The sequence below is a fragment of the Sulfurimonas sediminis genome, from assembly GCF_014905115.1.
GTDB lineage: Bacteria > Campylobacterota > Campylobacteria > Campylobacterales > Sulfurimonadaceae > Sulfurimonas > Sulfurimonas sediminis.
This window is the reverse complement of sequence record NZ_CP041235.1, coordinates 1,073,136-1,098,649: the sequence shown is the minus strand read 5'-3', so window position 1 is coordinate 1,098,649 and position 25,514 is coordinate 1,073,136. Positions and strand designations below refer to the sequence as shown.

26 protein-coding genes and 1 pseudogene are annotated in these 25,514 nt (G+C 36.7%); 6 read left to right on the top strand and 21 right to left on the bottom strand.

The genetic code is table 11. The features are described 5' to 3' along the window. Window positions 1-7: 7 nt before the first annotated feature. Window positions 8-136, bottom strand: coding sequence for a hypothetical protein (locus FJR45_RS12550; RefSeq protein ID WP_264299331.1), 129 nt, complete (start codon window positions 134-136; stop codon window positions 8-10). A 108-nt stretch (window positions 137-244) separates the two neighbouring features. Between FJR45_RS12550 and FJR45_RS05900 the strand changes: the two are divergent. Continuing rightward, window positions 245-331: pseudogene (locus tag FJR45_RS05900) on the top strand (DUF933 domain-containing protein); the annotation flags it as partial. A gap of 220 nt (window positions 332-551) precedes the next feature. On the opposite strand, the gene FJR45_RS05895 reads toward FJR45_RS05900, so the two are convergent. The 13 genes from FJR45_RS05895 to FJR45_RS05835 all read right to left on the bottom strand — a co-directional run bounded on the left by FJR45_RS05895 (window position 552) and on the right by FJR45_RS05835 (window position 12,610). After that, entirely contained in the window at window positions 552-1,838 is a 1,287-nt protein-coding gene (locus FJR45_RS05895; RefSeq protein WP_193151788.1) for an alginate export family protein, read from the bottom strand. A 79-nt stretch (window positions 1,839-1,917) separates the two neighbouring features. Continuing rightward, the gene (locus tag FJR45_RS05890; RefSeq protein WP_193151787.1) at window positions 1,918-2,220 is read right to left on the bottom strand and encodes a hypothetical protein; all 303 of its coding nucleotides are present in this window, start codon (window positions 2,218-2,220) and stop codon (window positions 1,918-1,920) included. Next, the gene (locus FJR45_RS05885) at window positions 2,220-2,618 is read right to left on the bottom strand and encodes a chaperone NapD (RefSeq protein WP_193151786.1); all 399 of its coding nucleotides are present in this window, start codon (window positions 2,616-2,618) and stop codon (window positions 2,220-2,222) included. The genes FJR45_RS05890 and FJR45_RS05885 overlap by 1 nt, the downstream gene beginning before the upstream one ends. 14 nt (window positions 2,619-2,632) lie before the next feature. After that, window positions 2,633-3,076, bottom strand: coding sequence for a PAS domain-containing protein (locus tag FJR45_RS05880; RefSeq protein ID WP_193151905.1), 444 nt, complete (start codon window positions 3,074-3,076; stop codon window positions 2,633-2,635). Window positions 3,077-3,089: 13 nt separating this feature from the next. Then, window positions 3,090-4,043, bottom strand: a complete 954-nt coding sequence (locus FJR45_RS05875; RefSeq protein WP_193151785.1) for a WD40 repeat domain-containing protein — start codon at window positions 4,041-4,043, stop codon at window positions 3,090-3,092. Then, a complete protein-coding gene (locus FJR45_RS05870; RefSeq protein ID WP_193151784.1) occupies window positions 4,040-4,540 on the bottom strand; it encodes a ferredoxin-type protein NapF in 501 nt (166 codons plus the stop codon). The genes FJR45_RS05875 and FJR45_RS05870 overlap by 4 nt, the downstream gene beginning before the upstream one ends. A 4-nt stretch (window positions 4,541-4,544) precedes the next feature. Beyond that, window positions 4,545-5,216 carry a nitrate reductase cytochrome c-type subunit gene (locus FJR45_RS05865; RefSeq protein ID WP_193151783.1) on the bottom strand — a complete coding sequence of 224 codons (672 nt, stop codon included), beginning with the start codon at window positions 5,214-5,216 and terminating at the stop codon, window positions 4,545-4,547. A gap of 1 nt (window position 5,217) precedes the next feature. Continuing rightward, complete coding sequence (gene napH, locus FJR45_RS05860) at window positions 5,218-6,048, bottom strand: quinol dehydrogenase ferredoxin subunit NapH (RefSeq protein ID WP_193151782.1); 831 nt, start codon at window positions 6,046-6,048, stop codon at window positions 5,218-5,220. Further along, window positions 6,041-6,838 (bottom strand): ferredoxin-type protein NapG, encoded by a 798-nt coding sequence (gene napG, locus FJR45_RS05855; RefSeq protein WP_193151781.1) that lies wholly within the window; start codon window positions 6,836-6,838, stop codon window positions 6,041-6,043. Before napG ends, napH begins: the two co-directional genes overlap by 8 nt. A 17-nt stretch (window positions 6,839-6,855) precedes the next feature. Continuing rightward, complete coding sequence (gene napA / locus FJR45_RS05850; RefSeq protein ID WP_193151780.1) at window positions 6,856-9,705, bottom strand: nitrate reductase catalytic subunit NapA; 2,850 nt, start codon at window positions 9,703-9,705, stop codon at window positions 6,856-6,858. A 176-nt stretch (window positions 9,706-9,881) separates the two neighbouring features. Then, on the bottom strand, window positions 9,882-10,709 hold the full coding sequence (locus tag FJR45_RS05845) for a phosphatidylserine decarboxylase (RefSeq protein ID WP_193151779.1): 828 nt from the start codon (window positions 10,707-10,709) through the stop codon (window positions 9,882-9,884). Beyond that, entirely contained in the window at window positions 10,702-11,778 is a 1,077-nt protein-coding gene (gene truD, locus FJR45_RS05840) for a tRNA pseudouridine(13) synthase TruD (RefSeq protein ID WP_193151778.1), read from the bottom strand. The genes FJR45_RS05845 and truD overlap by 8 nt, the downstream gene beginning before the upstream one ends. A 13-nt stretch (window positions 11,779-11,791) precedes the next feature. After that, the gene (locus tag FJR45_RS05835) at window positions 11,792-12,610 is read right to left on the bottom strand and encodes a thiamine-phosphate kinase (protein ID WP_193151777.1); all 819 of its coding nucleotides are present in this window, start codon (window positions 12,608-12,610) and stop codon (window positions 11,792-11,794) included. Window positions 12,611-12,692: 82 nt separating this feature from the next. Between FJR45_RS05835 and FJR45_RS05830 the strand changes: the two genes are divergently transcribed. From FJR45_RS05830 to FJR45_RS05815, 4 genes are all read left to right on the top strand, one after another. Then, the gene (locus FJR45_RS05830; protein WP_193151776.1) at window positions 12,693-13,904 is read left to right on the top strand and encodes a GGDEF domain-containing protein; all 1,212 of its coding nucleotides are present in this window, start codon (window positions 12,693-12,695) and stop codon (window positions 13,902-13,904) included. A 125-nt stretch (window positions 13,905-14,029) separates the two neighbouring features. Continuing rightward, on the top strand, window positions 14,030-15,742 hold the full coding sequence (sdhA, locus tag FJR45_RS05825; protein ID WP_193151775.1) for a succinate dehydrogenase flavoprotein subunit: 1,713 nt from the start codon (window positions 14,030-14,032) through the stop codon (window positions 15,740-15,742). Between the two features lie 9 nt (window positions 15,743-15,751). After that, window positions 15,752-16,732 (top strand): succinate dehydrogenase/fumarate reductase iron-sulfur subunit, encoded by a 981-nt coding sequence (locus FJR45_RS05820; RefSeq protein ID WP_193151774.1) that lies wholly within the window; start codon window positions 15,752-15,754, stop codon window positions 16,730-16,732. Between the two features lie 10 nt (window positions 16,733-16,742). After that, window positions 16,743-17,624, top strand: coding sequence for a CoB--CoM heterodisulfide reductase iron-sulfur subunit B family protein (locus FJR45_RS05815; RefSeq protein ID WP_193151773.1), 882 nt, complete (start codon window positions 16,743-16,745; stop codon window positions 17,622-17,624). Between the two features lie 37 nt (window positions 17,625-17,661). Here the strand turns inward: FJR45_RS05815 and FJR45_RS05810 are convergent, their stop codons facing one another. Further along, a complete protein-coding gene (locus FJR45_RS05810) occupies window positions 17,662-18,063 on the bottom strand; it encodes a hemerythrin family protein (protein ID WP_193151772.1) in 402 nt (133 codons plus the stop codon). A 132-nt stretch (window positions 18,064-18,195) separates the two neighbouring features. Between FJR45_RS05810 and FJR45_RS05805 the strand changes: the two genes are divergently transcribed. Continuing rightward, window positions 18,196-18,972 carry an exodeoxyribonuclease III gene (locus tag FJR45_RS05805; RefSeq protein ID WP_193151771.1) on the top strand — a complete coding sequence of 259 codons (777 nt, stop codon included), beginning with the start codon at window positions 18,196-18,198 and terminating at the stop codon, window positions 18,970-18,972. 7 nt (window positions 18,973-18,979) lie between these two features. On the opposite strand, the gene FJR45_RS05800 is transcribed toward FJR45_RS05805, so the two are convergent. The 6 genes from FJR45_RS05800 to FJR45_RS05775 all read right to left on the bottom strand — a co-directional run bounded on the left by FJR45_RS05800 (window position 18,980) and on the right by FJR45_RS05775 (window position 25,476). Beyond that, window positions 18,980-19,810: a helix-turn-helix domain-containing protein gene (locus FJR45_RS05800; protein WP_193151770.1), complete on the bottom strand. Its 831-nt coding sequence runs from the start codon at window positions 19,808-19,810 to the stop codon at window positions 18,980-18,982. Between the two features lie 104 nt (window positions 19,811-19,914). Beyond that, complete coding sequence (gene mog, locus FJR45_RS05795; protein WP_193151769.1) at window positions 19,915-20,448, bottom strand: molybdopterin adenylyltransferase; 534 nt, start codon at window positions 20,446-20,448, stop codon at window positions 19,915-19,917. Between the two features lie 35 nt (window positions 20,449-20,483). Beyond that, window positions 20,484-21,005, bottom strand: coding sequence for a pimelyl-ACP methyl ester esterase BioV (gene bioV / locus FJR45_RS05790; protein ID WP_193151768.1), 522 nt, complete (start codon window positions 21,003-21,005; stop codon window positions 20,484-20,486). Next, entirely contained in the window at window positions 20,992-22,644 is a 1,653-nt protein-coding gene (locus tag FJR45_RS05785; protein WP_193151767.1) for an AAA family ATPase, read from the bottom strand. Before FJR45_RS05785 ends, bioV begins: the two co-directional genes overlap by 14 nt. Beyond that, window positions 22,631-23,884, bottom strand: a complete 1,254-nt coding sequence (gene mtaB, locus FJR45_RS05780; RefSeq protein ID WP_193151766.1) for a tRNA (N(6)-L-threonylcarbamoyladenosine(37)-C(2))-methylthiotransferase MtaB — start codon at window positions 23,882-23,884, stop codon at window positions 22,631-22,633. Before mtaB ends, FJR45_RS05785 begins: the two co-directional genes overlap by 14 nt. Then, window positions 23,884-25,476 (bottom strand): mechanosensitive ion channel domain-containing protein, encoded by a 1,593-nt coding sequence (locus FJR45_RS05775; protein WP_226966494.1) that lies wholly within the window; start codon window positions 25,474-25,476, stop codon window positions 23,884-23,886. Before FJR45_RS05775 ends, mtaB begins: the two co-directional genes overlap by 1 nt. Between the last annotated feature and the right edge of the window lie 38 nt (window positions 25,477-25,514).

The window sequence follows — 25,514 nt, the reverse complement described above, 5'->3', positions numbered from 1 at the left end:
AGCTCCTCTATCTCAGCCCTGTCTTTGCTGCTTCCCCAAGACTCTCTACAACTTTGTATCCACGATTGATCCTATCTACTATATGGATACTAATACTGCCACTTGCATTTTTCTTTTTTCTGACGCGTAATCTCATTCAAAAATTATATCAATCTTTTATTGAGGCACACATTTTACATTTTTTAGTGCCTTTAATGCCCTATTTTACGAGCTTTTTGTTTTTGGATTTTCTTATCGCGAAAGTCAGGAAGAAGCCGGAAAAATGAGATTAGAGAGAAAAGAGTATATTGTGCAAGACGGTGATATTATGCACTTTCGATTTAATGTGTGATGCAAATAATATATTAGCTTTTAAGAAAATCAGCCTAGACTAAAGTCTAGGTTCCGAAAAATCTACTCAACTTTTTCGGAACCCGTACTTTAGTGCGGGCTTTATGTCTTAAAAGACTAAAACCCTGTTCTAAGCTTGGAGTCAATATGAAATTTGTAGAAACTCTTGTCTTAGAAAAGTAAAGTGTTTGCACTTTACCTCTCTTTATGAAATTTACTTTTTATTTTGTAGCAAATTTATAGTCTAAACCAACCCAGATTTTTTGAATATCGTTTGTGTACCCTGTAACTGTACCTTTTGAATAATCGGCATACTTTAAAAGACCTGTTAAGTTATTTACGCCAGGAATTTTATTTGTATATACTGCATCAAACTCAGAACCTAAGTCATCGAGCCCACCCATCGTTTTATCCGCTGTAAATGTATGATAGACTGCAAGCAATTTGCCGAGACCTTTTGCGGTATAGCCTAAACGTACATTAAAATCTTTCAAACCACCAAGTGGTCCACTGTTTCCTACATAAAATACATCTGCCCAACCGTTAAATTTATGATTTGTTCCCAACATAGGGTTAAAGTTTGTTTTTCCGTCTGTTCCGGTAGTACCACTTAAGAACTCATAATTAACACCGGCTAAAATACCGTTTACATTTGCACCTAAGTCTAAATTATAGTAAGAAGCATCTGCTTTACCGTTACTGTTATGGATTTCCATCGTAGAATCTTTCTGCAGAGCATATTCAGCACGGTAGCTTAATTTTGCCATATCAGTTTTTACTTTTCCTGTCAAAGCTATACCATAGGTATCATGTGCTCCTGCAATCATATAATCATAGGCAGTTACTTTCAGTTCTGGCATTACTGTATATGCAGCATGTAAAATAACTGTATTTGTATCATAAGTATTTTCACTAAATGGACCTTGGTATGGTAATGGCTTACTACCAACTCCTTGTATCCCATATACCCATGCAGCTAAAAGAGAAAGATTTTTAATAGAATTGTTTGCAACAAATACAGAGTCATATGAACGCTCTAATTGTCTCCAACCAACTGTCCCTATAAAACGTTGATTATCAAGATTTATTTGATTACGTCCTACATGTAACAATGTATCTTCAATCGTATAATTAACTTCAGCATTTGCTATCATCGCTTTTTGTGGATCAACAACAGTAGCATATGGATTTCCGCTTCCATCTGTATAAACAGTGCCATCTCCTGCATTATACTCATGAGAGCCTAAATTATTCACAGAGATAATACCAACTGTTGCAGAAAGGCCATCAACACCAAGTAAATCAGCAGTAACAGATAATTTTGTTCTTACAGTATATGCATTTGCATTTGCATTAGTAGTCCCGTCATCAACACTCTCAAAACGAGGACGAATTTGACCTTTTAGTTTAATATTGTCTAAAATATTAATCCCGTCTGCACTTGCACTTACACTCAACCCACCGATTACTAATGGCAATGCTGCCATTGAAAGTAGTAATTTTTTCATTTTTCTTCCTTTTTTAAATTCATATAAATTATAACTTATATAACTTATGTAATTCTTGATATAAATCAAGTTTTTAGATTTACTCCTTATTTTCCTGAGCAACAGGTGTAATCGGCTCCCCTCTCTCCTCTTCTATCTTTGCACGGTGTTCTGCCATAATGACTCTTATTTCATCCATAACAAAAGGAGGCACATTGTCATCTTTTTGCCACTTCACTTCATCAATATATCCGCCATAGTCATCACCGAGTTTTTCAATATTTTTTTCAAACTCATCCATATCAAAACAAATTTCACTGCGACCGTCTGCTTCATCTTTGAGTTCTATAAACCATTTTCCGGCATCATCCAATTTGATAGTAGCTGTAAAAATAACTGCCATTATTCAACTCCGTCAGGATTACTCAGGCTTTTTGCAAACTCTTGCAACTGAGAATCTTTTTTCTTCAAATCTCCATGGTACACAACTCTGTCAATCTCAATATTTTCATCTTTGAGTAGATTTGGCACAGCATCTGATTCGTTAATCACTTTTATATTTGCATCGAGTTCATCTTCTGAATATGCCATCTGCATATCAGCCGCAATCACATGAGGAATGGCTTCTATCACTTTGAGTTTTCCAAGCTCTTCACTGACATCCTCGCCTTCTATAGTGATAATTATACGACCTTTTTTATCATGTAAATGATAATCACAAACCTCACACTCTTTTAAACTCTGCACTACTTCATCTAAAAACTTTGGCACTGTCTGTACCACTATACTTGAAACATTCATCTCATTTTCCTTTTTTATGTATAAATTATTTTTCTTATTCTTTCGTTTTTTTCACTTCTCATTTTATCATATAATCTTTGATATTTTAACTTTGTTGCATAAGAGACGGGACTTCTGAGTGATTTGTATTCAACCAGCTCACCTTTTTTATAGACACCGGAAACAAGTGCTTCCACCCAGTAAAAACCTCTGTCTTTTCTGAGGTTCTTCACTATTCCTTTCCATTGTTTTCCTGCTTTTATAGTATTCCATAAATCTTCAAATGCAGCCTCTGGCATATCAGGATGCCTCACGATACTGTGAGGTTTACCGATTATTTCATCTTGAGAATATCCGCTTATTTCACAAAATGTTTCATTCGCATAGGTAATTCTCCCTGATAAATCTGTTCTTGAAATAATCAATTCGTCTTGGGGAACTTCAGTCTCAACTAAAAATTCACTTTGTGTAAACTCCATCATCCACTACTCCTTATTTGATTTTGTAATACCCTACTCTAGGCGAACTGCTGTTTATGAAAAACTCTTTTTCGTTGATAAAATAGATACTGTTAACAATCATTTTATCAGCTTTGTATTTTCCCAAAAGCTCTCTTGTCATTGTATCAAAAAGTTCTACATCATTGTTTATATCACTGCTGTATGCAGCTGTTTTTCCACTTGGGCTGAGTCCTACTCCATATACAAAAAAGTGTGACATCTTATAGTAGGCATCGCCGTTTTTTAGATTATAGACACCTACACGTCTGTCCTGCCCTCCTGTTAAAACAATATCACCTTTAAAGTCAATACTGAAAATATTGTCGACATTGTCTCCATGAAGTGTTTTTACATGCCTGCCATCTTTGGTGGAAATAAGATGTACATCTCCACTTTCATCCGCAATAGCCACCAATGTTTTGTCATTATTGAGTGCAAAATTGGAAAATTTGGACATAGAAGCCTGTGTTGTCCAGTTTTTCTTTTTTGATTTGATATTATAAGAGATAATGTCATTACTGATTAATGCAATCAATATATTCTCTTTGTCTATAAATTTTGCTTTGATAATGTTGAGTCTGTCATCTGAGGAAATGATTACATGTAAAGCTGAAGAGTTGTAAATATGAACTCTGCTGTACCCTCCGTTATCTTGAGAAAGTATCAACAAAGAATCATCAAACAGATCAAGTGAAAATATTTTAGAATCTATTGCATCTCCCATAAAATCTTTAATTTTGCCTAACTTGATTGTCTGTATGTTTTTTTTACTTTTTGTATTAAAAATCTCTATTTTTCCGTCATCAGTAGCACAGTAGAGTTTCTGTTTCTTGTATAAAACATCTGTTACAAGTCCTGACGAAACCTTATAAATATATTCCGGCTGTACTAAACCCTTTGCATGTATGCCTGAAATGACCATTAGTAGAAAAAAAAGATACTTCATTCACTTACCTTTAAAATATCAATAGCATCCGCCGGGCATCTGCTGATGCAAAAACCGCAACTTGTGCATTTGCCGTTTATTTCAGGCATAAACATTGCCTTAAAATCTATGGCATCTTCAAAACAAGGGTCTTTACATGAAAAACACATAACACCCTGCCAACTCAAACATTTATCCTGATTGATCACAATATCAGCAAAAATTTTCCTTTTGTTTGCAACCAGAAGAACATCACTTGGACAGACTGTTGCACACTCATCACAATATGTACAGCCTCTTTTGGAAAAATCCAAGTAAGGTGTTCTATCCTCTCCTATAAAAATAATCTGCTCTTGACACAAAGTAGCGCACTGCGCTTCACAGTTTTGACACTCTGTAACAAAAGCATCAGCATCATTAAAATACGGTGGACGTATAATAACTGTTTCATTTTTATTTTTCTCTGCTGCCTCTTTTACAGAGGAAGAGAGAAAGCTAAAAAGCTCTCTTCTTTCCATTTATTTACTTTGCAGTATCAATATGTTGCATCCATTTGGATTGATCCCAAGATGATTTGGAAGCACCATTTGGATCTGTATAAACAGGTTTGAATCTGTTTTGATCCACCAGCATATTTGTTGCCTGTGGCGCATGACACTGTGTACAGTTAAATCTTCCTGCATAAAGATGCTGTTCATCTTTGTCCACTTTTATCGAGACATTTTCCTGTGTTTCAGAAGAAGTATTCTTAACCACTTTGCCGTTTTTCAAAATTTTATCGCCTTTTACGGCTGTATGCGGTCTAAAGTTTGTAAAGTGTGAAACAGGAATCGGTGTTGCCTCCATTCCCATTGATTCTGCTGCATCTGGCATATGACACATTAAACACTGGTTATCACCTTTTGTAATCGGTAACATTCCTGTTGTATCATGCGGAATCATTGGCGGAGCATCCTGATAGGCCCGTTTAAACTTCTTTGAAGTTCCAGGTGCAGCTGAATGATACTGTACTGCAGGTGGAACTACATCTTCTTTTAAGAGGTCTGTTGTTCCTCTATATCCCAAATGACTTTCATCTATTATAGGTTTTACCTGTGTTTTTTCCTGAGGTTTTACCTGTGCATTGTTATTACATCCAACGAGTAATAAAGCTGCAGTTGCAAAACCGATCGTAATCTTTGTTAAAATTTTCATTTTACTCTCCCATTTTTTTATTTTGAATAAAATCTCTTATAGAGAATCTTAAAGCATCATCATCGCACACTTCTATACATCTTGCACAGTTTGTACACTCTCCTGAGAGTACAGGAAGTGATTCTTTGCCTATCATGTGAAGCACCTGTTTTTCAGGACAAACTACTTTACATTTCATACAGAGTGTACAGTTTTCTTCCAGATGATGCACTCTAATAAAACTAAACTTTCCTAACAGTGAATAAAATCCACCGAGTGGACATACATGACCACACCAACCGTTTTTCAATACCAGCAAATCAAAAAGAAAGATCATAGCAACAGCCGCCCAGCCAAAACCCATGCCAAAGACGAGGCCTCTGTGCATCATTGAAATCGGAGACACAAACTCAAAAGCCGCTATACCCATAAAAGCAGAAACTATCAGGCTTAATCCCAAAATCCAATATCTTGCATTTCTTGTAATTGGCTGCTTCATTTTTTGTGCTCTGTCAATATCGAACACTCTTCTTAAATAATCAGCACTGTCTGTAACCATGTTTACAGGACATACCCAAGAGCAAAATGCTCTGCCGCCTATAAAAAAATAAAACAGTGTTACAACAGCAACACCTATAAGTAAATCAGTAGCAACCACAGCACCTGCTGCAATCATCTGCACAGTAGCATACGGATCACTCATCGGAATAATGCCAAAGAGCAAAGATGAACTGAGATTCCCTTCCAATATCTTCCATCCCCAGGCATTTGCACCAAAAAACAAAACCAGCATTCCGATTTGCACAAATCTCCTGAGTATAAGATATCTGTAGTTATTCCATAATCTACTCATCTAACAAACCTTCCAAACCGCTGTTAAGCTTGTCAACCGCTTTTCTTTTACTTACATTTGTTGTGGTGTGAATCGCATGAGCATCTTTTAGTCTTGACTCATCCTTTTTATCCCAGCCTTTGATGTAATGACTCCCGGCTTTTCCCATTGCCACTTCACGAGGCAGTATGAAGATAGCCGGTTTTTCTGTTACACAGGCATGTTCACACATTCCACAGCCCGTGCAGGCATCTGCATGCACCACAGGTTTTAAAAATGCGTGTTTTCCAGTTCTTTCATTTTTAGAATACTCTACAGTTATCGCTTGACCCAAAATAGGACAGGCTCTGTAGCATGCATCACACTGAATACCCCAAAAAGCAATACAGCTGTTTTCATCAATAACCGCTAATCCCATATCTGCTGTATTAATATCAAGATGACCGTTTACAGTTACACTCAACTCATCCAGTGCACCGCTCGGACAAACAGGAACGCAGGGAATATCTTCACACATATAGCATGGTATATCCCTTGGTATAAAAAACGGTGTTCCTATCGGCCTGTGATCACCGGGTTTAGCCAGCATTAATGTATCAAACGGGCATGCTTCAACACAAAGCCCGCATTTGATACAGGTTTTGAGAAAATCTTCTTCAGGTATAGCCGCAGGCGGACGCAGTATAAGCGGTGACGCCTTTACATCGTCAAGGTACGCGCTCCATAAAAACCCGCCGATCGCCGCATAACCAACACCTCTGGCCATATTTAAGATAAACTTTCTTCTGTCGCTGAGTGCTTCTTTTTTCATTGTAAATTCTTTATTGTTTAAGCTTTATAAATTTTTACAGCACATTTTTTAAAGTCTGTCTGTTTTGACATAGGACAGGTTTGATCCAATGTTACTTTATTAATAAACACACGCTCGTCAAACCATGGTACAAATACCAAAGGTTTTGGCGGTCTGTTACGTCCACGCGTCTCAACACGTGCTCTTACTCTGCCACGACGAGATTCAACCCAACATAAATCATTATCTTTGAGTCCTCTTTCCTCGGCAGTTTTAGGATTCATATAGACAAGTGCTTCAGGAACAGCACGGTACAACTCTGGTACACGCATCGTCATTGTTCCAGAGTGCCAGTGTTCAAGCACACGTCCTGTACACAACCATAAGTCATAATTTTCATCTGGCATTTCCGGTGGATCCATATACGGACGAGCAAAGATTTTTGCTTTGTCTGTCAATGGTTTTTTCTTTTTGTCTATAACACCGGTTAAATTACCTGCCGGTAATGCTTTGGCAAGTGGACCATAGAATGCAAATTCACTGCCTCTACCGTTTTCTTTGGCATGTTTGGCTGCATACGGATCAAATTTGACATTAAACCTCCATGCAGTCTCTTTACCGTTAACTACAGGCCATTTAAGACCACGAACTTTGTGGTAGGTAACAAAATCTGCCAAGTCATGACCATGTCCACGACCAAATGATGCATACTCCTCCCAAAGGTACTGGTGAATCATAAAGCCGTAGCCTTTGAAAACTTTACCGTCACTTCCGACAACATTTCTTGCATCACCGAGACATTCGGAATTGTCATACCCTTTTTGAGGGAACTGATCCAATGCCAATGGATAGTTTTTCTTCGCTCTTTCATTTCCAAAAAGAATTTCATACATAGTTGTATCTGGTTTATACCCCATTGCATAGGCTTTTTCTCTTACATCAGCAAGTTTTTTCCCGTTTCTCAGTGTATAAGGTCCCCACAAATCATCTACGGTAAATCTTTTTGAAAGCTCTACCCACTGCCAGGTATCACTCATCGCATCACCTACAGGAAGAACCTGTTGTCTCCAGTGCTGTGAACGGCGTTCTGCATTTCCGTATGCGCCCCATTTTTCATAAATCATCGCAGATGGTAAAATCAAATCAGATACCATTGCAGAAATTCCCGGATATCCGTCTGAGGTTACGATGAAGTTATCCATCTCACGAGCCGCTTTAATCCAGTGTTTTGCATTGGCAGAATCTTGATACGCATTACATACGTTGACCCATGCAAATTTTACAACACCGTCTTCAATATCTCTGTGGATTTTCATAATATGCTGATTACCGACAGGGTTTAGTGTACCTGCAGGAATGTGCCAGCCTTTTTCTGTAATCGCTCTGTGTTTTGGATTTTTTACCATCATATCTGCAGGCAGTCTGTGTGCAAACGTACCGACTTCACGAGCCGTACCACAGGCTGAAGGCTGACCTGTCAATGAGAATGCTCCCGAACCAGGGCGTGCCTGTTTGTTTAACATAAAGTGAACATTGTATGAAAGTGTATTATCCCATGTTCCACGTGTATGTTGATTCATACCCATTGTCCAGAAACTGACAACTTTTCTGTCTTTTTCAATGTAAAGCGCTGCCAGATCCTGCAACTTTTTCTTAAAGCTGTCAAGTGATTCTTCAGGATCACCCTTACAAAGTTTTGCCGTATATTCCAGTGTATATGGTTCTAAAGATTTTTTATACTCTTCAAAAGAAATTTCCCAGTGTTTTAAAGTACCGGCAGTGTTTTTCATAGTGTCACCGGCTTTGTAACCATATGGCTCCAGTGCAGGACCTTCGAGTTCTGAGACAACCTTACTCATCTCTTTATTGTATATTTCCATCTCTTTTGCATCATATTTTCCGGCACTGCCGTCAGGTCTTACCGGAGTAACAGATTTTTCACCTGCACGTCTGAAACCGTATCCGATATTTACAGGACCCGCTGCAAAAATAATATTTTTCTTGATGAAATCCCAATCAATGGCTTCTGGATGATTGTACACAATCTCACGAGCAAGATAGTTCCATAATGCAAGGTCGGTATTTGGTCTAAAGATGATGTTAAAGTCACCCAAATCGCAGGTACGGTGTGTATATGTCTGAATATTGACAACTTTTACACGTTCAGGATCTGAAAGTTTTCTGTCTGTTACACGAGACCACAAAATCGGGTGCATCTCCGCCATGTTTGAACCCCAGGTTACAATGGTGTCTGTCAGTTCGATATCATCATAACATCCAGACGGCTCATCTATACCGAATGTCTGGTAAAATCCGACAACCGCAGATGCCATACAGTGACGGGCATTCGGGTCAATCGCATTGGATCGGAATCCGCCTTTCATCATCTTTTGTGCAGCATATCCTTCCATAATCGTATATTGACCCGAAGCAAATACAGCGACCCCTTCAGGTCCTTTTTCTTTGAGTGCTTTTCTGATGTTTTTTTCCATCTCATCATACGCTCGTTTCCATGAAACCGGTGCAAACTTTCCTTTTTTGTCAAATTCGCCTTTGTCGTTTACACGAAGAAGCGGCTGTGTCAGTCTGTCCGCACCATACATAATTTTCGCATTAAAGTAACCTTTAATACAATTAAGACCACGGTTAACCGGTGCAGCAGGATCCCCTTTTACCGCAACAATTTTTCTCTCTTTACCATCTCCCGTAGTTGCAAGCATAATTCCGCAACCGGTACCACAGAAACGACAAGCTGCCTTGTCCCATCTCCAATTATTTTCAGCTTTCGCTGCTGCTGCATTCAGTTCTGCCGGTACACTCATACCGATAGCCGCTGCTGCAGAAGCTGCCGCTGAACTTTTAAGAAATTCTCTTCTTGAAAGTGACATATTTTCTCCTCACTATTATTAAAGTAGTTAAACACTTTACAATGTTCTCTCTTATGTTTATTAACATTTTAATAATAGCACTCAAATAATTATAAACTATTGATTTAAATCAAGAATTTAAGAAAAGTAAAAGACATTAGTACATGTGAGTATATTGGTAACAGAAATATAAAATATTATTTAAAATTATATTTTGCTATTGTATCTCCAAATTTTACTTTGTCATTTTCTTTGACTAAAAGCTCCAACATATCTTCTTGGGCCAGTATGACAATGGTAGAACCCATTTCAAAACAGCCAAAATCTTTACCTTTGTCAAGATAAAGGTTTTCAAACTCATACACCTGCTCTTCTTGTACATCTGCATTTGTCTGTATACGCGGTTCAAAACTTATTTTCATAACGCCGACATTCAATGCACTCACAAGGATAATGTAAAAATATTTTCCTTCTTGTGTCTTACACAGCAGCACAACTCTCTCATTTTCTATAAAAAGATTCAAACGTTTTTTCAACGAAGAGATATTGACAGGATAAAATTTTCCCGGAATGTGTACAGCTTTAAGTACCTGCAGATTCATCGGAATATGATACCGATGGTAGTCTTTTGGAGAAAGATAAAAATTTATAAATTCTCCGTTATGAACAAAAGCTTTTTCTTCCTGGGTAAAACTTTTTCCAAGAAAATCATCCGTTTTATAACGCATGCCTTTGATTTGTAAAGCATAATCTTCAATTAAGTTTCCACACTCTGTAATAAGAGAATCACAAGGAGCAATAAAGTCCTCAGCATCAAGAGAAAATTTTCTCGGTTCCTTTAATTTTCTGGTAAAAAGCGCATTCAAACTCTTGTATGTACCAGGGTCATGGAATTCACTCATATCGAGTCCCATCAGTTTTACATAAGAATAGTTTACAATTTTTTGAAACCAGTGCGGAAACTCTTTATTTGCAAATTTACCGAACAGTTGTGATACGGCTGATGTGATATGTCTCTTATTCATTTATTTTCCTTTTTGCAATTTCTTCTATTAAAACTGTGGCATATGAACCTTTAGGGAGTGTAAAGTTCATTTCATACTGTGCTTCTTGTTTGTTGAAACGCCCTTCTATCTCTGTTGGAAAGACCCAGGCATAGCGTCTTGCCCCGTCAGCGTTGATTTCATCATCATAGTCTTTTTCAATCTCTCCTGCAATTTCTGTGGCATGGCGTACTTTTTTCCCGCATAAAAGTCCTGTAACAGAGATGTCGCGTGCATTAAATCTTTCTAAATCTTCTTTGGCGCCTTCAAAGTCAAAAAGTCTTCCGTGCGGATAGTGTTCCATGACATCACCACTGATAAGTTTAAAAGGATGCTTCTGCTCTTTCATCTTTTTAACTTCTTCGTTTGGCATATTTAACAGACTCTCAATCTCTTGCGCCTTAAAACTGTTCACAAGCGTATTGATCTCAAGTCTTCTTGAGAGCCAAAGATTAAACAGATAACTCTGATAGGCATTTATCAAAAGGCGTTTGACTCTCGGATTGCGTTCTCTTGCCTCTCCTTTTGCCAATTTTTCTCCCAGAATATGGTTATCTCCGTCATTTCCGAATCTTTGATACCCGAAAAAATTCGGCAACCCGAATTTGTCTATATTTTTTAATGCTTCATCAATTTTTTCAGCGCTTGTAGGATTGACCTTTTTCAGTTTTATATAAAAACGATTGCCTTTTAGATGCCCTATTCTCAACTTGTTGTTATGATAGGTTTTTGAAAGAATTTTTATTCCGTCAAAATTAAAATTTTCCAAAGCCTCTTCATATTTTTTATGCAAAGAGATATACTGCACTGTCATGGCATTTTTATCTTTAAGCCCCGCATAGCCTATTTCTTTATTTTTTATACCCAGATAACGGGCAATTTGTCCTATCATTTCGTTTGTAGAGAGGTTCTTCTTTCTTACCTGCAGTATTAAATGCTCCCCTTCTCCCGAAAATTCATATAAAGGTATCTCCTCAACTACAAAATCACGGGGAGTCTGTTTAAAGTGAAAATCAATACTTGCATGCGCAAGTGAATAAAATCTGTCCATATTTCTCTGTTCCTTAAAAATGATGTGCTTTACATCTGTTTGTATATTTGTTTCTGACAGCTTTTGCAAAAACTGTCAGTTTTGTTCTGGTTTGTCTGGCATACATTTTGACTTTTTTAAGATCTCTGGCATCAAAAGCAATCAGCATTTCATACTCTTCCCCGCTACATGTAATATGCTTAGGTATTTTTTTTATAAACTGCACGCCTGTTTTGTTCAGTGATGCCATTTTACCCAAATCACTGCATAAACCATCCGATATATCCATACCCGCTTTTAAAACATTTATACTTTTGGTGACAAAATCATTTCTTAACCTGATATGAACAAATTTTGATTTTTTGTGGATTTTTCCTAGGTTTTGCAGTTTTTTCAAATCATTTGCCGAACGCCCAAGCTCCCCGGTAAAAGCAAAAAGATAATTTTCTCTGACTCTGGTACGCAAGAGTGGTTTTTTTGTTTTGGAAATAATAGTTACAGTGATATCAAGCTTTGTATTACTGATTGTATCACCGCCGATAATTTCTATATTGTACTGCTTTGCTATTGATTTAAATCCCTCAGCCAAATCTTTTATTTCTGCTTTTGTCATATTTTTTGGCATTGCGACACTTAAAAGTGCATATTTCGGCACTGCATTCATTGCAAACGCATCAGAAATATTTACCAGCATTGCTTTTTTAGCAATCTGGAAACAACTCATCCAGCTGCGTTTAAAGTGCACGTTTTCAAAAAATGCATCTTTGGAATAGACAACATTGTCAATCAATGCACCGTCGTCGCCAATGTGTTTACTGTTAAATTGTGATATAAAATAATTTTCTAAATTCAATAAGACTTCTTTTTATTAAGCATATATTAATTACTGCCGATATAATATAGGGTAATTATAACATTATTAGGAAAAACATACTATGAAATATTCTATTAAAAGAATCTTTGAACATTTGAAGTTTTATCTGCTTTTTATCTTTTTTTTGGCTTCTTTGGCTGTTTTGCTTACATTTGAAGAACAACTTTCTTTTGATAAAATCAATAATTTGAACAATCAAAAAAAGATTATTCAAACACTCACACGCTTGGATACGGACGATATAGAACTGGCACTTATACAGTTTAACGGAAAAAGCACGCAACTGCATCAAGAGATCGACAAACTGAAAATGCTTTATAAATACAACATTACAGACAGATATATACTTAGAAATGAAAAAGAGTATTTTGATGACTTGCAAAAACTTTCTGTGTTAACCGACAAATTTAACAATGCGGCACATACATATTATGTTGGATCAAAAAATAAAAAACTTGCAAAAAAAGCAAAAGCAGAATTGGACAAATCACTGAATGAAATAATACAACAGATAGATACTATGCTGTTTAAAAGTCTGACCTATAATCAGCAAAAATTTGATATTGTAAAAATTCTGGTAATTATCACTTTTTTCCTTATTTTATTTGCAACATTTTGGTACAGAAAAATGCTGACGGCCATTTTACAGGATATTGAGTACCTGTTTCAGGTTGATAAAACTAAAAGCGATTATGAAATTTTTTCACTCGAGGCTGACGCTATTGCACTGAGGATGAACAGGAAAACTGTTGTTCAGAACAATCCTACCATGCTTGATCCGGTAACAGAAATAAACAACTACAAAGGTCTTGTAAACTCTTATGGAGCGAAAAAAGGGCTCAAAGACAGCAACTTTACAGCGGTGAGTATTCTTGAGGTGGATAATTTTTCAAAATCCAACAGGGCTTTTACCCAGGAAATCACACAGGCAATACTGCGCAAAGTCGCCTACACTATTTCTTTGCATGAGCAACCCATAGATGTCATTGCGAGAACGGACTATAACCAGTTTACAGTCGTTCTTTCACGCTCATCAAAAGAACAACTTTTCAAAGATATGGAAATAATACGAGAGAGTATTTCTGAACTCAAATTTAATGCACCCGGTCACGGTCCTATACATATAACTGTTACAGGCGGATTTGTTATCAAGCCAAACAACACTTCACTTGAAGAGGCAATAAAGCAGGCAAAAGAAATTTTAGAATATGCAAAAACAACAGGAAACAATAGAATTTTCCAACTAAGAGACTTAGCCCAAAGAGGCATATAGAGAGTCACATGTCTCAAATAGTAACAAACACAAACTTCACAAAAACAAATACTGCATTTAACCTAGCCTAAGACTATTCACGCTATAATCAGCATTATTTTAGTTCTTTATTGAAGGATGGGTTAATGAGTATTCCTATTTATACTTACGATGCGATTATAGTTGGTGCAGGCCTCGCAGGATGTGCAGCAGCAAGAGAATTGCAAAATGCAGGAAAAAAAGTTGCTGTTATAACAAAGGTACATCCTTTGAGAAGTCACTCCGGTGCAGCTCAAGGTGGAATCAACGCAGCATTTAGTGATGAAGACAGTGTAGAACTTCATGAATTTGACACGGTAAAAGGATCTGACTATCTGGCAGATCAGGACGCAGTAGAATTTATGTGTAAAAATGCACCTGAAACAATCAGATGGGCAGAGAGAATGGGTGCTGCTTTTAGCAGAAAACCTGACGGAAAGATTGCACAGCGTCCTTTTGGAGGACAATCATCACCTCGTGCCTGTTTTGCAAAAGACAGAACAGGGTTAACACTTTTACAAACAGTATATGAACAGGCATATCGTGTCGGTGTAAAATTTTGGGATGAATGGTATGCAGCTGACATCATTTATAAAGACGGTAAAGTATCAGGAGTCGTTGCTTTTAATATTCGTGACATGCAACTAGCAATTTTCAATGCTAAAGCAGTAATGTTTGCAACAGGCGGATATGCCCGTGCATATAAAATAAACTCAAATGCCCATGCAAATACAGGTGATGGACTCTCAATTGTAGCCCGTCATGGTCTTCCTCTTGAAGACATGGAATTTGTTCAGTTTCACCCATCAGGACTTTCTGGAAACGGTGTTTTAATTTCTGAAGCAGCTCGTGGTGAGGGTGGTCGTCTTTACAACTCCAAAGGCGAACGATTTATGGAAAAATATGCTCCAAACGCTCTTGAACTTGCATCACGTGATGTTGTTGCACGCGCAATTTTAAATGAGATCAGAGAAGGCCGTGGTGTCGGACCGAGAAAAGATGCTGTATATCTTGACGTAACACATCTTGGAAAAGAACTGATTATGAATAAACTTCCTGAACTCCGTGAACTTGCGATGACATTTTTAGGCCTCGATATGATAAAAGAGCCTATTTTGATTTCTGCTACAGCACACTACTCTATGGGTGGTATTCCTGTAGACATTGACGGACATGCCCGTAAAAACAATGAAGAATTTATAGAAGGTTTTTATGCCGCAGGTGAGTGTTCTTGTGTATCTGTACACGGAGCAAACCGCTTAGGTGCAAATTCTGTGCTTGAAGCCCTCCTCTTTGGTCGTTTCGTAGGTAAAACAATGGTAAAAGATGTAGAGAGCATCGAGCTTCGTGAAGCAAGTGAAGAAGATGCGACAACTGCACTCAAAGAAATTGAATTTTTACTTAACAATAATGGAAATGAAAGCGTACCTGCCCTAAGAGAAGAGTTGCAACAGTGTATGAGTGCAAATGCCGGAGCATTTAGAAGCAAAGAGACTCTGCAAATCGCGATTGACACCGTAAAAGAACTTCGTAAAAGATTTAAAAATGTACGTATAAAAGACAAATCAAAAGTATTTAACACAGAACTGCAGGAAGCTTTGGAGTTCGGGCATATGCTTGATTACTCTTTATTTATTGTAGAGAGTGCTATTGCCAGAGAAGAGAGTCGTGGTGCACACTACAGAGAAGATTTTGAAAAACGTGATGATGAAAATTTTCTCAAACACACGATGGCATATATGGATAAAAACGGAAATATTTCATTAGATTATATGGATGTTGTTCTTGGCAAACATGAACTCAAAGAAAGAAATTACTAAGGATAACTTATGAGTATAGAACATAAAATAACTACGCAAAAAGTAAACTTCAAAGTATTTCGATTTAATGCTGATGAAGACTATCTTCCATACTATGAAAACTATGATATGGAAGTTACTTCAGAAGAAGTTGTATTAGATATATTAAATAGAATTAAATGGGACCATGATGGAAGTTTTTCATACAGAAGAAGTTGCCGTCATGGTATTTGTGGGACATGTGCCATAAAAGTAAACGGAAGATCAACGCTCGCCTGTAAAGAGAGTATGAATGATATGGTAGAACTTTTTGGTAATGAACTTGTTATTGAACCGCTAAGCACAAAAAGAGCTGTCAAAGACATGATTATAGATAAAGGTGATTTTTGGGAAAAACACGCTGCGGTCACACCATATCTTGTTGCAGATATTGATGAAAACCCGGAATCTGAAAACCTTGTATCCCCTGAAGATGCCGAAAAGCTTGATGAAGCGGATCTTTGTATCCAATGTGGAGCTTGTCACTATGCTTGTCCTGCTGTTGCAATCAATGAAGATTTTTTCGGTCCTGCCGCTTTTGCAGCAGCATATCGCTTCAGTGCCGATGTACGGGACAATTCAACATCAAGACTCGCGGATGTCAATGAAGAAAAACAGGGTGTCTGGGACTGTGTAAAATGTTTTGAATGTGCCGAAGCCTGTCCAAAAGAGATTAATCCTATTGGTAAAATTACAAAACTGCACCAAATGGCTTTCCAGGAAGGCATCGCCAAAAACAATGTTGCAGTGCGCCATGCCGTCGGCTTTAAAAAATCTATTGTAAAGAATGGTGTACTAGATGAGGGTGGACTTGTTCTGTACTCTGAGGGTCCTGCAATTGTTAAACATATACCTGTTGCATTTAAAATGTTTACAAAAGGAAAAATTGTTCCACCATGGGGCATCACAAAATCAGAAAATCTTGATGAGATTCAAAAACTTGTGAAATCTTCATCAACTGTAAAGTTCTAGGAGTCAAAGAATGGAAAAATTAAGATATGCACTTTTTACAGGATGTACGGCAAAACAGAGTACACCTGAGCAAATGATGTCAACTGTAGCAGTTGCTGAAAAACTAGGAATAGAACTTGTAGAACTGACTGAGGCTTCATGTTGTGGCGCATCCCATCTTCAAGACTATGATGACTTTTTATCTTTGGTTTTAAATGCCAGAAATATTGCCTATGCTGAAAAACATGGACTTACTATGGTAACCATCTGTAATACATGTCAGCTCAATACCGCAATGACAAAGCATAGACTTGATAACAACGAAGAGCTCAAAGCAAAAGTCAATGAAAAACTTGCAGAAGTTGGACTTGAGTATAAAGGTACTTCCAATGTTACACACTTTTTATATGCAATTATTGATGATTTTGGACTTGATAAGCTTAAAGAGATGGTTGTCACACCTCTGAGCCAGTTTAATATTGCACCTTTTTACGGATGCCATAATATACGTCCGTCAGAACTGCAAAATGAGACACATAAAACTGCAGAAAATCCTTATAACCCTACTTCACTTGATGATTTAATCATTGCATGTGGCGGAGAGACTGTTGATTATGAAGAAAAAAACAAATGCTGTGGTTTTCATGTTGAATTGCAGGCACCCCATACTGCAGCAGTTTTGACGGGAAATGCTATTGCCGGTGCAATGGATGGCAATGCTGACTGGATGGTAACACCATGTCCGCTTTGTCACCTTAAACTTGATACACAGACTGCGCACGCAAGTAAAGCAATCGGTCGTGAAGTAGAACTTCCTGTACTGCATATGCAGCAAATGGTTGGACTTGCACTTGGCTGTACTCCGGCCGAACTTGGACTCAACCATCACTTGGCAAAAGTAGACTTCGTTTAAAAAAATTTCCTAAACTCTTTGGTTTAGGAAATTCATATTACATTGTATCACCGATATGCATTGCAGTCTCAGAATCCCATCGTGCTACATGTAAAACAATCCAGTGTTTGAATTCCTCTTCCAAAAAAGTCTGTATTGCCTGCGGATCTTTGTTTGTATTCCATTCTTTAAGCAAATCTTTTATTTTTCCTCTCATTGTATCATGTTCGCTCTTATGCATTTGCATTGCATAAAAGTTACTCTCTTCCATCATATCTTCTTCTGTTGTGAAATGGTCCTCAACATCAAACAAAACAACCTGAAAAAGTTCATCTATTTTTTTAATATCTTTAGCAAGCACCGCATCATGAAAATTATTAATTATCTCTATCTCTTCTTCATGCAAAATATTCATCATTGCATTTGACACCTGTTGTACATCTTTTGATTCTATTAACATTTAAATTCCTTTTAATTTTATAAAAAAATATTATAACATTAGAGTATCCTTGTCAGATTGATTTACATCAACTTTTTTCTATTGTACTCTCAGACTTGTGCTATAATTTTGAAAAAAAATTACAGGTCTTATATGTCAGATTCAATAGAAATAATATCATGGAATGTTAACGGAATACGTGCTGTAGCTAACAAAGAAGCCCTTCAATGGATAGACGATAGAGGCACAGACATTTTATGTCTCCAAGAGATAAAAGCACAAAAAGAGCAAATCCCAAACAATCTGTTTGAAAAAGAGTTCACAGAAGTTATTATTAATTCTGGAGAACGAAAAGGATACAGCGGAACAGCCACTTTTAGTATGCTTCAAAGCCATTATAGCTCTACATGTAATGATATTGATACAAAATATGAAGGGCGAATTATTGAGACACATTATGGAGATATCGTTCTTTTTAATGTTTATTTTCCAAACGGTCAAAAAGATGAAGAGCGTCTTGCCTATAAGATGAAATTTTATGATGATTTTTTAGCCTATTGTGAAAAGCTCAAAGATGAGGGAAAAAGTATTATTGTGTGTGGAGATGTAAACACCGCACACCGTGAAATAGATTTAAAAAATCCAAAAGCAAATGCCAAGACATCCGGTTTTCTTCCAATAGAAAGAGAATGGATAGACAAATTTTTAGATCATGGGTATATAGATACATTTAGATATGTGCATGGAGACAAAACAGACGCATACAGCTGGTGGTCCTACCGTTCCAATGCTAGAGTAAAAAATATCGGTTGGCGTATTGATTATTTCTTCATATCTGAAGATTTGGCGGAAAATCTTGAAGATGCTTTTATTTTGGATTATATAGAAGGTTCAGACCACTGTCCTGTAGGCATTAAAATTGTTTTTTAATCACTGATTAGACTCCTGAAACTTTCAGCTGATATACAATGAGTGTGTGTTTTTTATTTATTTCTTCAAAAGTCTGACTGGGAGAAAGACCGACTATATTATGAAAAACTTTGTTTAAATGTGCATTGTCATTATATATATACTTGGTATCATTGAATTTCTTTCCATCAGAGATATATTCAATAAATATTTGATAAAATTTACATACAAAAATAAATTTTTTGGGAGACAAACCAATAAATTTATTAAATTGTCGCTCTATAGTACGCCGGCTGCAGGCAAACTCCTGTGTCAACTCTTCTACAGTCACTTCATAATTATACTCTTCAATTCTTTCCAAAATATCCTCTATAAATTCTCTAGAGTTATTTTGGTCATTATACATTTGCAAAAAAGCATCATCAAGATAACCAATATCCTGCTCCATGCTTTTATGCATATAGAGTTTGGAGAAGTATTTATTAATCACTGTAGTTTCAAGAGGAAGATAGTGATGATTAAGTAGAACAGCATCTTTTTTAAATAACTTATAGAATCCTATTGGTAAAAGTTCAGCAAGTATAATTACAGCAGGCTCAATCTCTGGAATACTTTCCAAGTTCAAAATACTTTTTTTGGATTTAGCCGTTTTTATACTCGCAGAATACCCCTCTGGAATCTTATATTTTTTATTATTATGAAGAAGTGAGTAGCCGGTAATACCTCTGTTAAAAACTATAAAGTTCCCGCCATTTGGCAAAAAAAACATATCAGAGAGTAAAGTAAAATCATATATAACAACATAGCACTTAATTATGCTGCTGAGTTTGATATCTGGTAAAAATACTTCATACTTCATATATCACCAATTGGAATTTATTTAACCCATTGTATCAGAAGTAGGAAGAATTTTACTTGTACTTATACGACATAATAATTGTTAAAAAATAATTTATATATTCTTTACTTTGCTTTAGGTCTGAATGCCTTGATAACATCCTCATTTGTTTCTATAAATGGACCTTCAATAAGATCTATACAGTACGGAACTGCAGGAAAAACCGCATCAAGGCACTCTCTGATTGATTTTGGTTTTCCTGGTAAATTGATAATCAAACTTTTTCCTCTAATCCCTGCTGTCTGGCGTGAAAGAATAGCAGTTGGAACATACTGCAAACTCACCTGTCGCATCAATTCACCAAAACCGGGCATCATCTTCTCACAGACATTTTCAGTTGCTTCGGGTGTCACATCACGAGGTGCCGGACCGGTTCCACCGGTTGTCACAACCAGGCAACATCCTGCATCATCACACAACTCTTTCATTGTTGCCTCAAGCACATCCTGCTCATCAGGAATACATCTGTAAACTATTTCAAATTCACTTTTTAAATACTCTTTCATCGTGTCTTGAATAGCTACTCCGCTTATATCTTCATAAATCCCTTTGCTTGCTCTGTCACTTGCCGTTATTACACCTATCTTTATTTTACTCATATTTTTTTCCTTTTTATTTGATTTTTGCTGATTTTTCAAAAAAGTTGTAAAAAATGATTTGCCTCTTTTATGTATGTAACCGTTGCCACATCCAGAAAAAACTCTTTGGCACTCTTCGTATCAACTATTTGGTCCTGTCCACCTAAATAGACTTCAATTGTTACACCTTTATCTGCCAATACATGTAATTTCTGTATATCCCATTCATAGTTTAAAAGTTCATCCAGTTCTTCCAGCACTGTCACACTGCGTTCTACTTCTTTTCTCTCATATGGTAAAAAACAGGCATTTATAAACTGTTGCAAATAGACATTTTCATTTTTCCTGTATGCCATCAGCTGCAGTTTCTTAAACTTTTCATTTTTGCTTTGAAAAAAAGCCGGTGAAAAAAGCTGTAAAGTATCTACTCTTTTCCCTCCTTCCAAGGCTTTACATGTAAACTCAAAAGCTTTTATTGCACCGTAGCTAAAACCACTTACGGTAAAATCACTTTTATATATGTAAGAGTCAAAAAAGTGTTTTTCATTTTTTAAAGAAAATCCGCTAAAAAACTTCATTTAAATACTCTTTTACTTCGGTTTTACTAATACTTTCGCGTTCCAAAAGAACATATTCGATTTTTTCAAGCACTTTCAAAAGAGATTCTAACAGTGCCCTACTCTCTTCATAAAGCCTCTTAAGTAATAACTCTTGCTCTTTTTTATCTGGAAGCAATGAAGAACACATACCATACTCTTCACACATTTTTTTCACAAGTTTTTTTGCTTCATCCAGATCATCTTTGGCACTACTCGCATGCTCGTTATACTTAATATCACAAGCAGCTATTCCAGCTAAAAGCATTTTCACCCGAGATTCGAGTTCTTGTTTGATAAATGGCTCATCTGTAGCAGGTGTCAATTTTTCATTTGAAAGCATTAATTTTTCAAAAGTTATATCATAATAGGTTGCCACCATCACCTTGCCAGCTTGATAAGTTGCCCGGAATGCTTTTTGTCTTTCATTGAGCATTTGAAGTTTTTTCTTTCCAAATATTACTTTATCTTTTACCTGTTCAAAATGCTCTAATGTAACACGAAAATCATTCTGTCGCAAAGCCAGCAAAGCTGCCTCATTCACTAATGTTGCCAGTGCTGCACCATTAAAACCCACTGTCATGTTCGCAACTATTTTAACATCTAGTTCATGCGGTATCTTTTCTAAATACTTTATCAAAATTGCTTCTCTTTCTCGTTTAGTAGGTAACTCTACAAATACTCTTCTATCAAAGCGTCCTGCTCGTAAAAGTGCTGCATCTAAAACATCTATTTTGTTGGTTGCTGCAATCACAATCACTCCGCTTGAACCTTCAAATCCATCCATTTCAGTTAAAAGCTGGTTTAGTGTTGCCTCTCTCTCGTCATTTCTGTTGCCGTCTCTCTTTTTTCCTACAGCGTCGATTTCATCTATAAATATAATAGAAGGTGCATTTTTTTTCGCTGCAGCAAAAAGTTCATGCACACGCTTAGCCCCCATACCTACATAAATTTGTACAAATGATGCCCCACTCTGATAGTAAAAAGGTACACCTGCTTCATGTGCAACCGCTTTTGCTATCATTGTTTTTCCAACACCCGGAGGTCCTATTAAAAGCACTCCTTTTGGCATACGCGCACCAAAGCTTTTGTATCGTTTTGGATTTTTCATAAAATCTATAATCTCTTCGAGTTCCACTTTGACATCGCTGATTCCACCAATATCATTAAAACTCACATCACTTTTTATCGCTTCAATATGAGTATTTCCCTCAGACGGTGAAAAGTCAGTGTTATTTTTTGATTCACTGACAGTAAAAATTTCTTTCAATGATTTCTTTTGCCATTTTCTAAAAGCTAATGAACCAAGTCCCAAAACCAGTATAAACACTAACAGATAAAGTAATATGTTTGATTCATTGTCAACTTCGACTTTATAATCAGCAAACATATCAGGTGTTACTTGTGAAAAAGGGATTTTGTAATATCCTTTTTTTGTTTTTAGATAGACATATTTTTTCGTAGCAACAACCTTTTCAACATTATGGTTTTGCAACAGTTCTTTGGCCTGTTTCAGAGTTATGGCATCAGCATTGTCCCGAAGCAGAGCAAATAGAATCAATATTATAATAATAAATGCCGATACATAAATCGCAATTCTGTTTGTTTTAGATTCTGGCATAATTGAAGTCCTTTTTTACTTCATAGTTGGGAACAGTAATCCAGTTTCCAACCAAATCTTCTTGAGACTCTACAACAATTTTATTAAAATGCTGATCAAACCCGTGATAGAATCCTTCTTTACAGGACTCTATCAGCACCTCAAGCTCTCCCCTGTAAGCCTTTCTGAAATCAAAATTTTTCTGTTGAATCAGCTCTTGCAATTCGTGCAGTCTCTCTTTTGCTATTTTACCGTTTACCTCCGGCTTCATAGTGGCAGAAGGCGTGCCATCACGCTTTGAATAGGTAAAAGCATGAATATGCGTCAAAGGCAAATCTTTTGCATTTTGCATAGCTTCTCGCCATAAATCTTCACTCTCTCCAGGATGCCCTGTTATAAAGTCTGTACCTATGGCGTATCCTTTTTCTGCCAGGAGTTCAAACAATGCTTTATCCTGCCTGTAAACATTCCTTCTGTTCATCAGTTTTAACATTTTTGGCGAAGTGTGTTGCAAAGCAATGTGCATATGTTTTTCCATCCATGGCTCATCCAAAATCTCTTTAAACTCATCTGTAATCTGAATAGGTTCAACACTCCCCAGACGTATGCGTCTGACACCACGAATCTGGGACATCTTTTTCATAAGTTTTGCCAAAGATGTTTTTGTATCCTGCCCGTAACTTCCGACATTCGTGCCGGTCAGGATAAATTCACCGAAACCGTTTAGGGCAAGTCTTGCGACCTGCTCTAAAATTCTGTTTTCATCCATGCTTCTGGCATCACCGCGCACATAAGGGATAATACAGTAAGAACAGCGAAAATTACATCCCTCCTGTATTTTTATAAAGGCTCTGCTTTTGCCTACAAACTCATCCACCACCATATCGTCTATATAGTTCAAATCACCCGGTTCGTAAAAGGGCTTTTCTTTTGCCAAAAGGGTATCTATCTTCTGCTTTTCACTCTGACCAAAAACTCCGTGAATACGGTTCTCTTTTAAAAGAGATTCTCCTTTGGTATGGGCACCACAGCCTGTTAAAAAAAGCTTTGCGCCATTGTTGTTTTTTTCAACCTGCGAAATATAGGAACGAACATGGGTATCGGCACCATTGGTGACCGTGCAGGAGTTTATAACGATGACATCGGCTTCTGCCTCATTTTGGGTTATTTCATACTCTTTTAATGAACTCATCATAACCTGAGAATCATAAAGATTTGTCCGGCAGCCGAATGTTTTAAAATATACTTTTTTAGTGTGCATTAGACTATTTCTCCATTGTGTGCACTCGGTGATTCACTTTGCATAGATACATGCAGCTTCTGTGTAGGATAGGCGATCGTAATATCATCAGCCTCTTTGAATGCGTCAAGAATTTCTGTTGAAATGACACTTCTGAGTGTTAAAGTAGCATAGGCATTGGTAAGGTACCAGGCTTCTATATCTATGCCGTTTGACTCTATAAAAGAGTAAATTCTTGGTTCTACATTGGTGTTTTTCAGATTATAGTGCTGTCTGAGTTTATTGAGCTGTTTTCTTGTAATATCTGTATACCCTTTGGAAAATTTCTTTGTGATTTCTTTGACTATGTGCATAGCCTTTTTATGGTTGGAATCAAAGGTAATCGTAATCTTCACCCCGTCCCAAACTGTTTTGAGTGAATTATGCGTATAGTTTGCAATCATCTGGGTAAAAATATAGTTGTTCGGTATAAATATAATACGGCCTGCTCTTCTGTTGTGCATGATGGATGTCAAAGTTATATCTTCCAAAATCGTCATACGAAGAAGCGAAATATCTAAAACATCGCCAACATATTTCATTCCTCCCATATCTACACGGATTCTGTCCCCTACATGTATACTTCCGCCAAAGACGATAACAAGCCAGCCCAGCATCGACATAAACCAGTCTTTCATCGCAATGGCTATACCTGCTGAAGCAAATCCAAGAATTGTTACAAGGTAGGAAGCATTTTCTATATAGTTGAAAAATAAAATCAAAATTATAATGATGAAATTTGTAAATGTGATGATTTTGTTTGCCATATAAAAACGTTCGTTATCTGTAATATATTTCTTGACAACCAGCTTTAAAAGAAAAAATATAAAAAATACGAACAGTATTGCCATGCCTATTTTTATCAGTCTGTAAACCTGTTTTTCAATGCCTTTGTTAATATTTATCTCTGCAATATCCAGGCGTTTTTGATACACATTCATTGTTACATTCATAGTATCGAGCGCCTGTTCAAACATCTCAAGCTGTGCGAGTTTGTTTTTGTATATCTGAGCATATTTTTTGTTTTTTGGCTGCAGCTGCAAAATTTTTTTATAAATCTTTTTCTCTTGTTTTAATTTGCTGATCAAATCTATCAGACTTTCTCTTTTTTTCCTGTACTCTTCAAGGTTTGCATTGAGTGTTTTTATCATAGACAGACCGGTCAGAATATCAAAGGGATTGTTGATTTCCGGCACTTTGTCGATATTTGGCGGCGTTATCAGTCCTGAAAACGGTGCAGAACTATTGGTACCTTTTAGTTTTTCAATCTGTGAAGCCAGAATATTTTCTTTTGATATCAAGGCGATGAGTTCATCTTTGTCCGCATCTGTTTTAGCATGTTTTGCAAGATAGCTGATTCTTTTTTTAATGGCATCAAGATTATGCTTCACATCCATGGATGTCAGGTAAGAAGAGTAGCTTTTCATCCACATGTTTTCATCAGATATCTCTGACTCTATGGTGTTTATCTGCTGCTCATATGCTTTTGTCTGTTCAAGTGTAAGTGCTTTTTCTTTTGTTGTATCTGTGGCATTTTGTTCAACAGAAACATCTGCCTGCAACAAAGAAGACAAAAGTATACTAAGAGTAAAAATGAAAGACTTTAACAGCA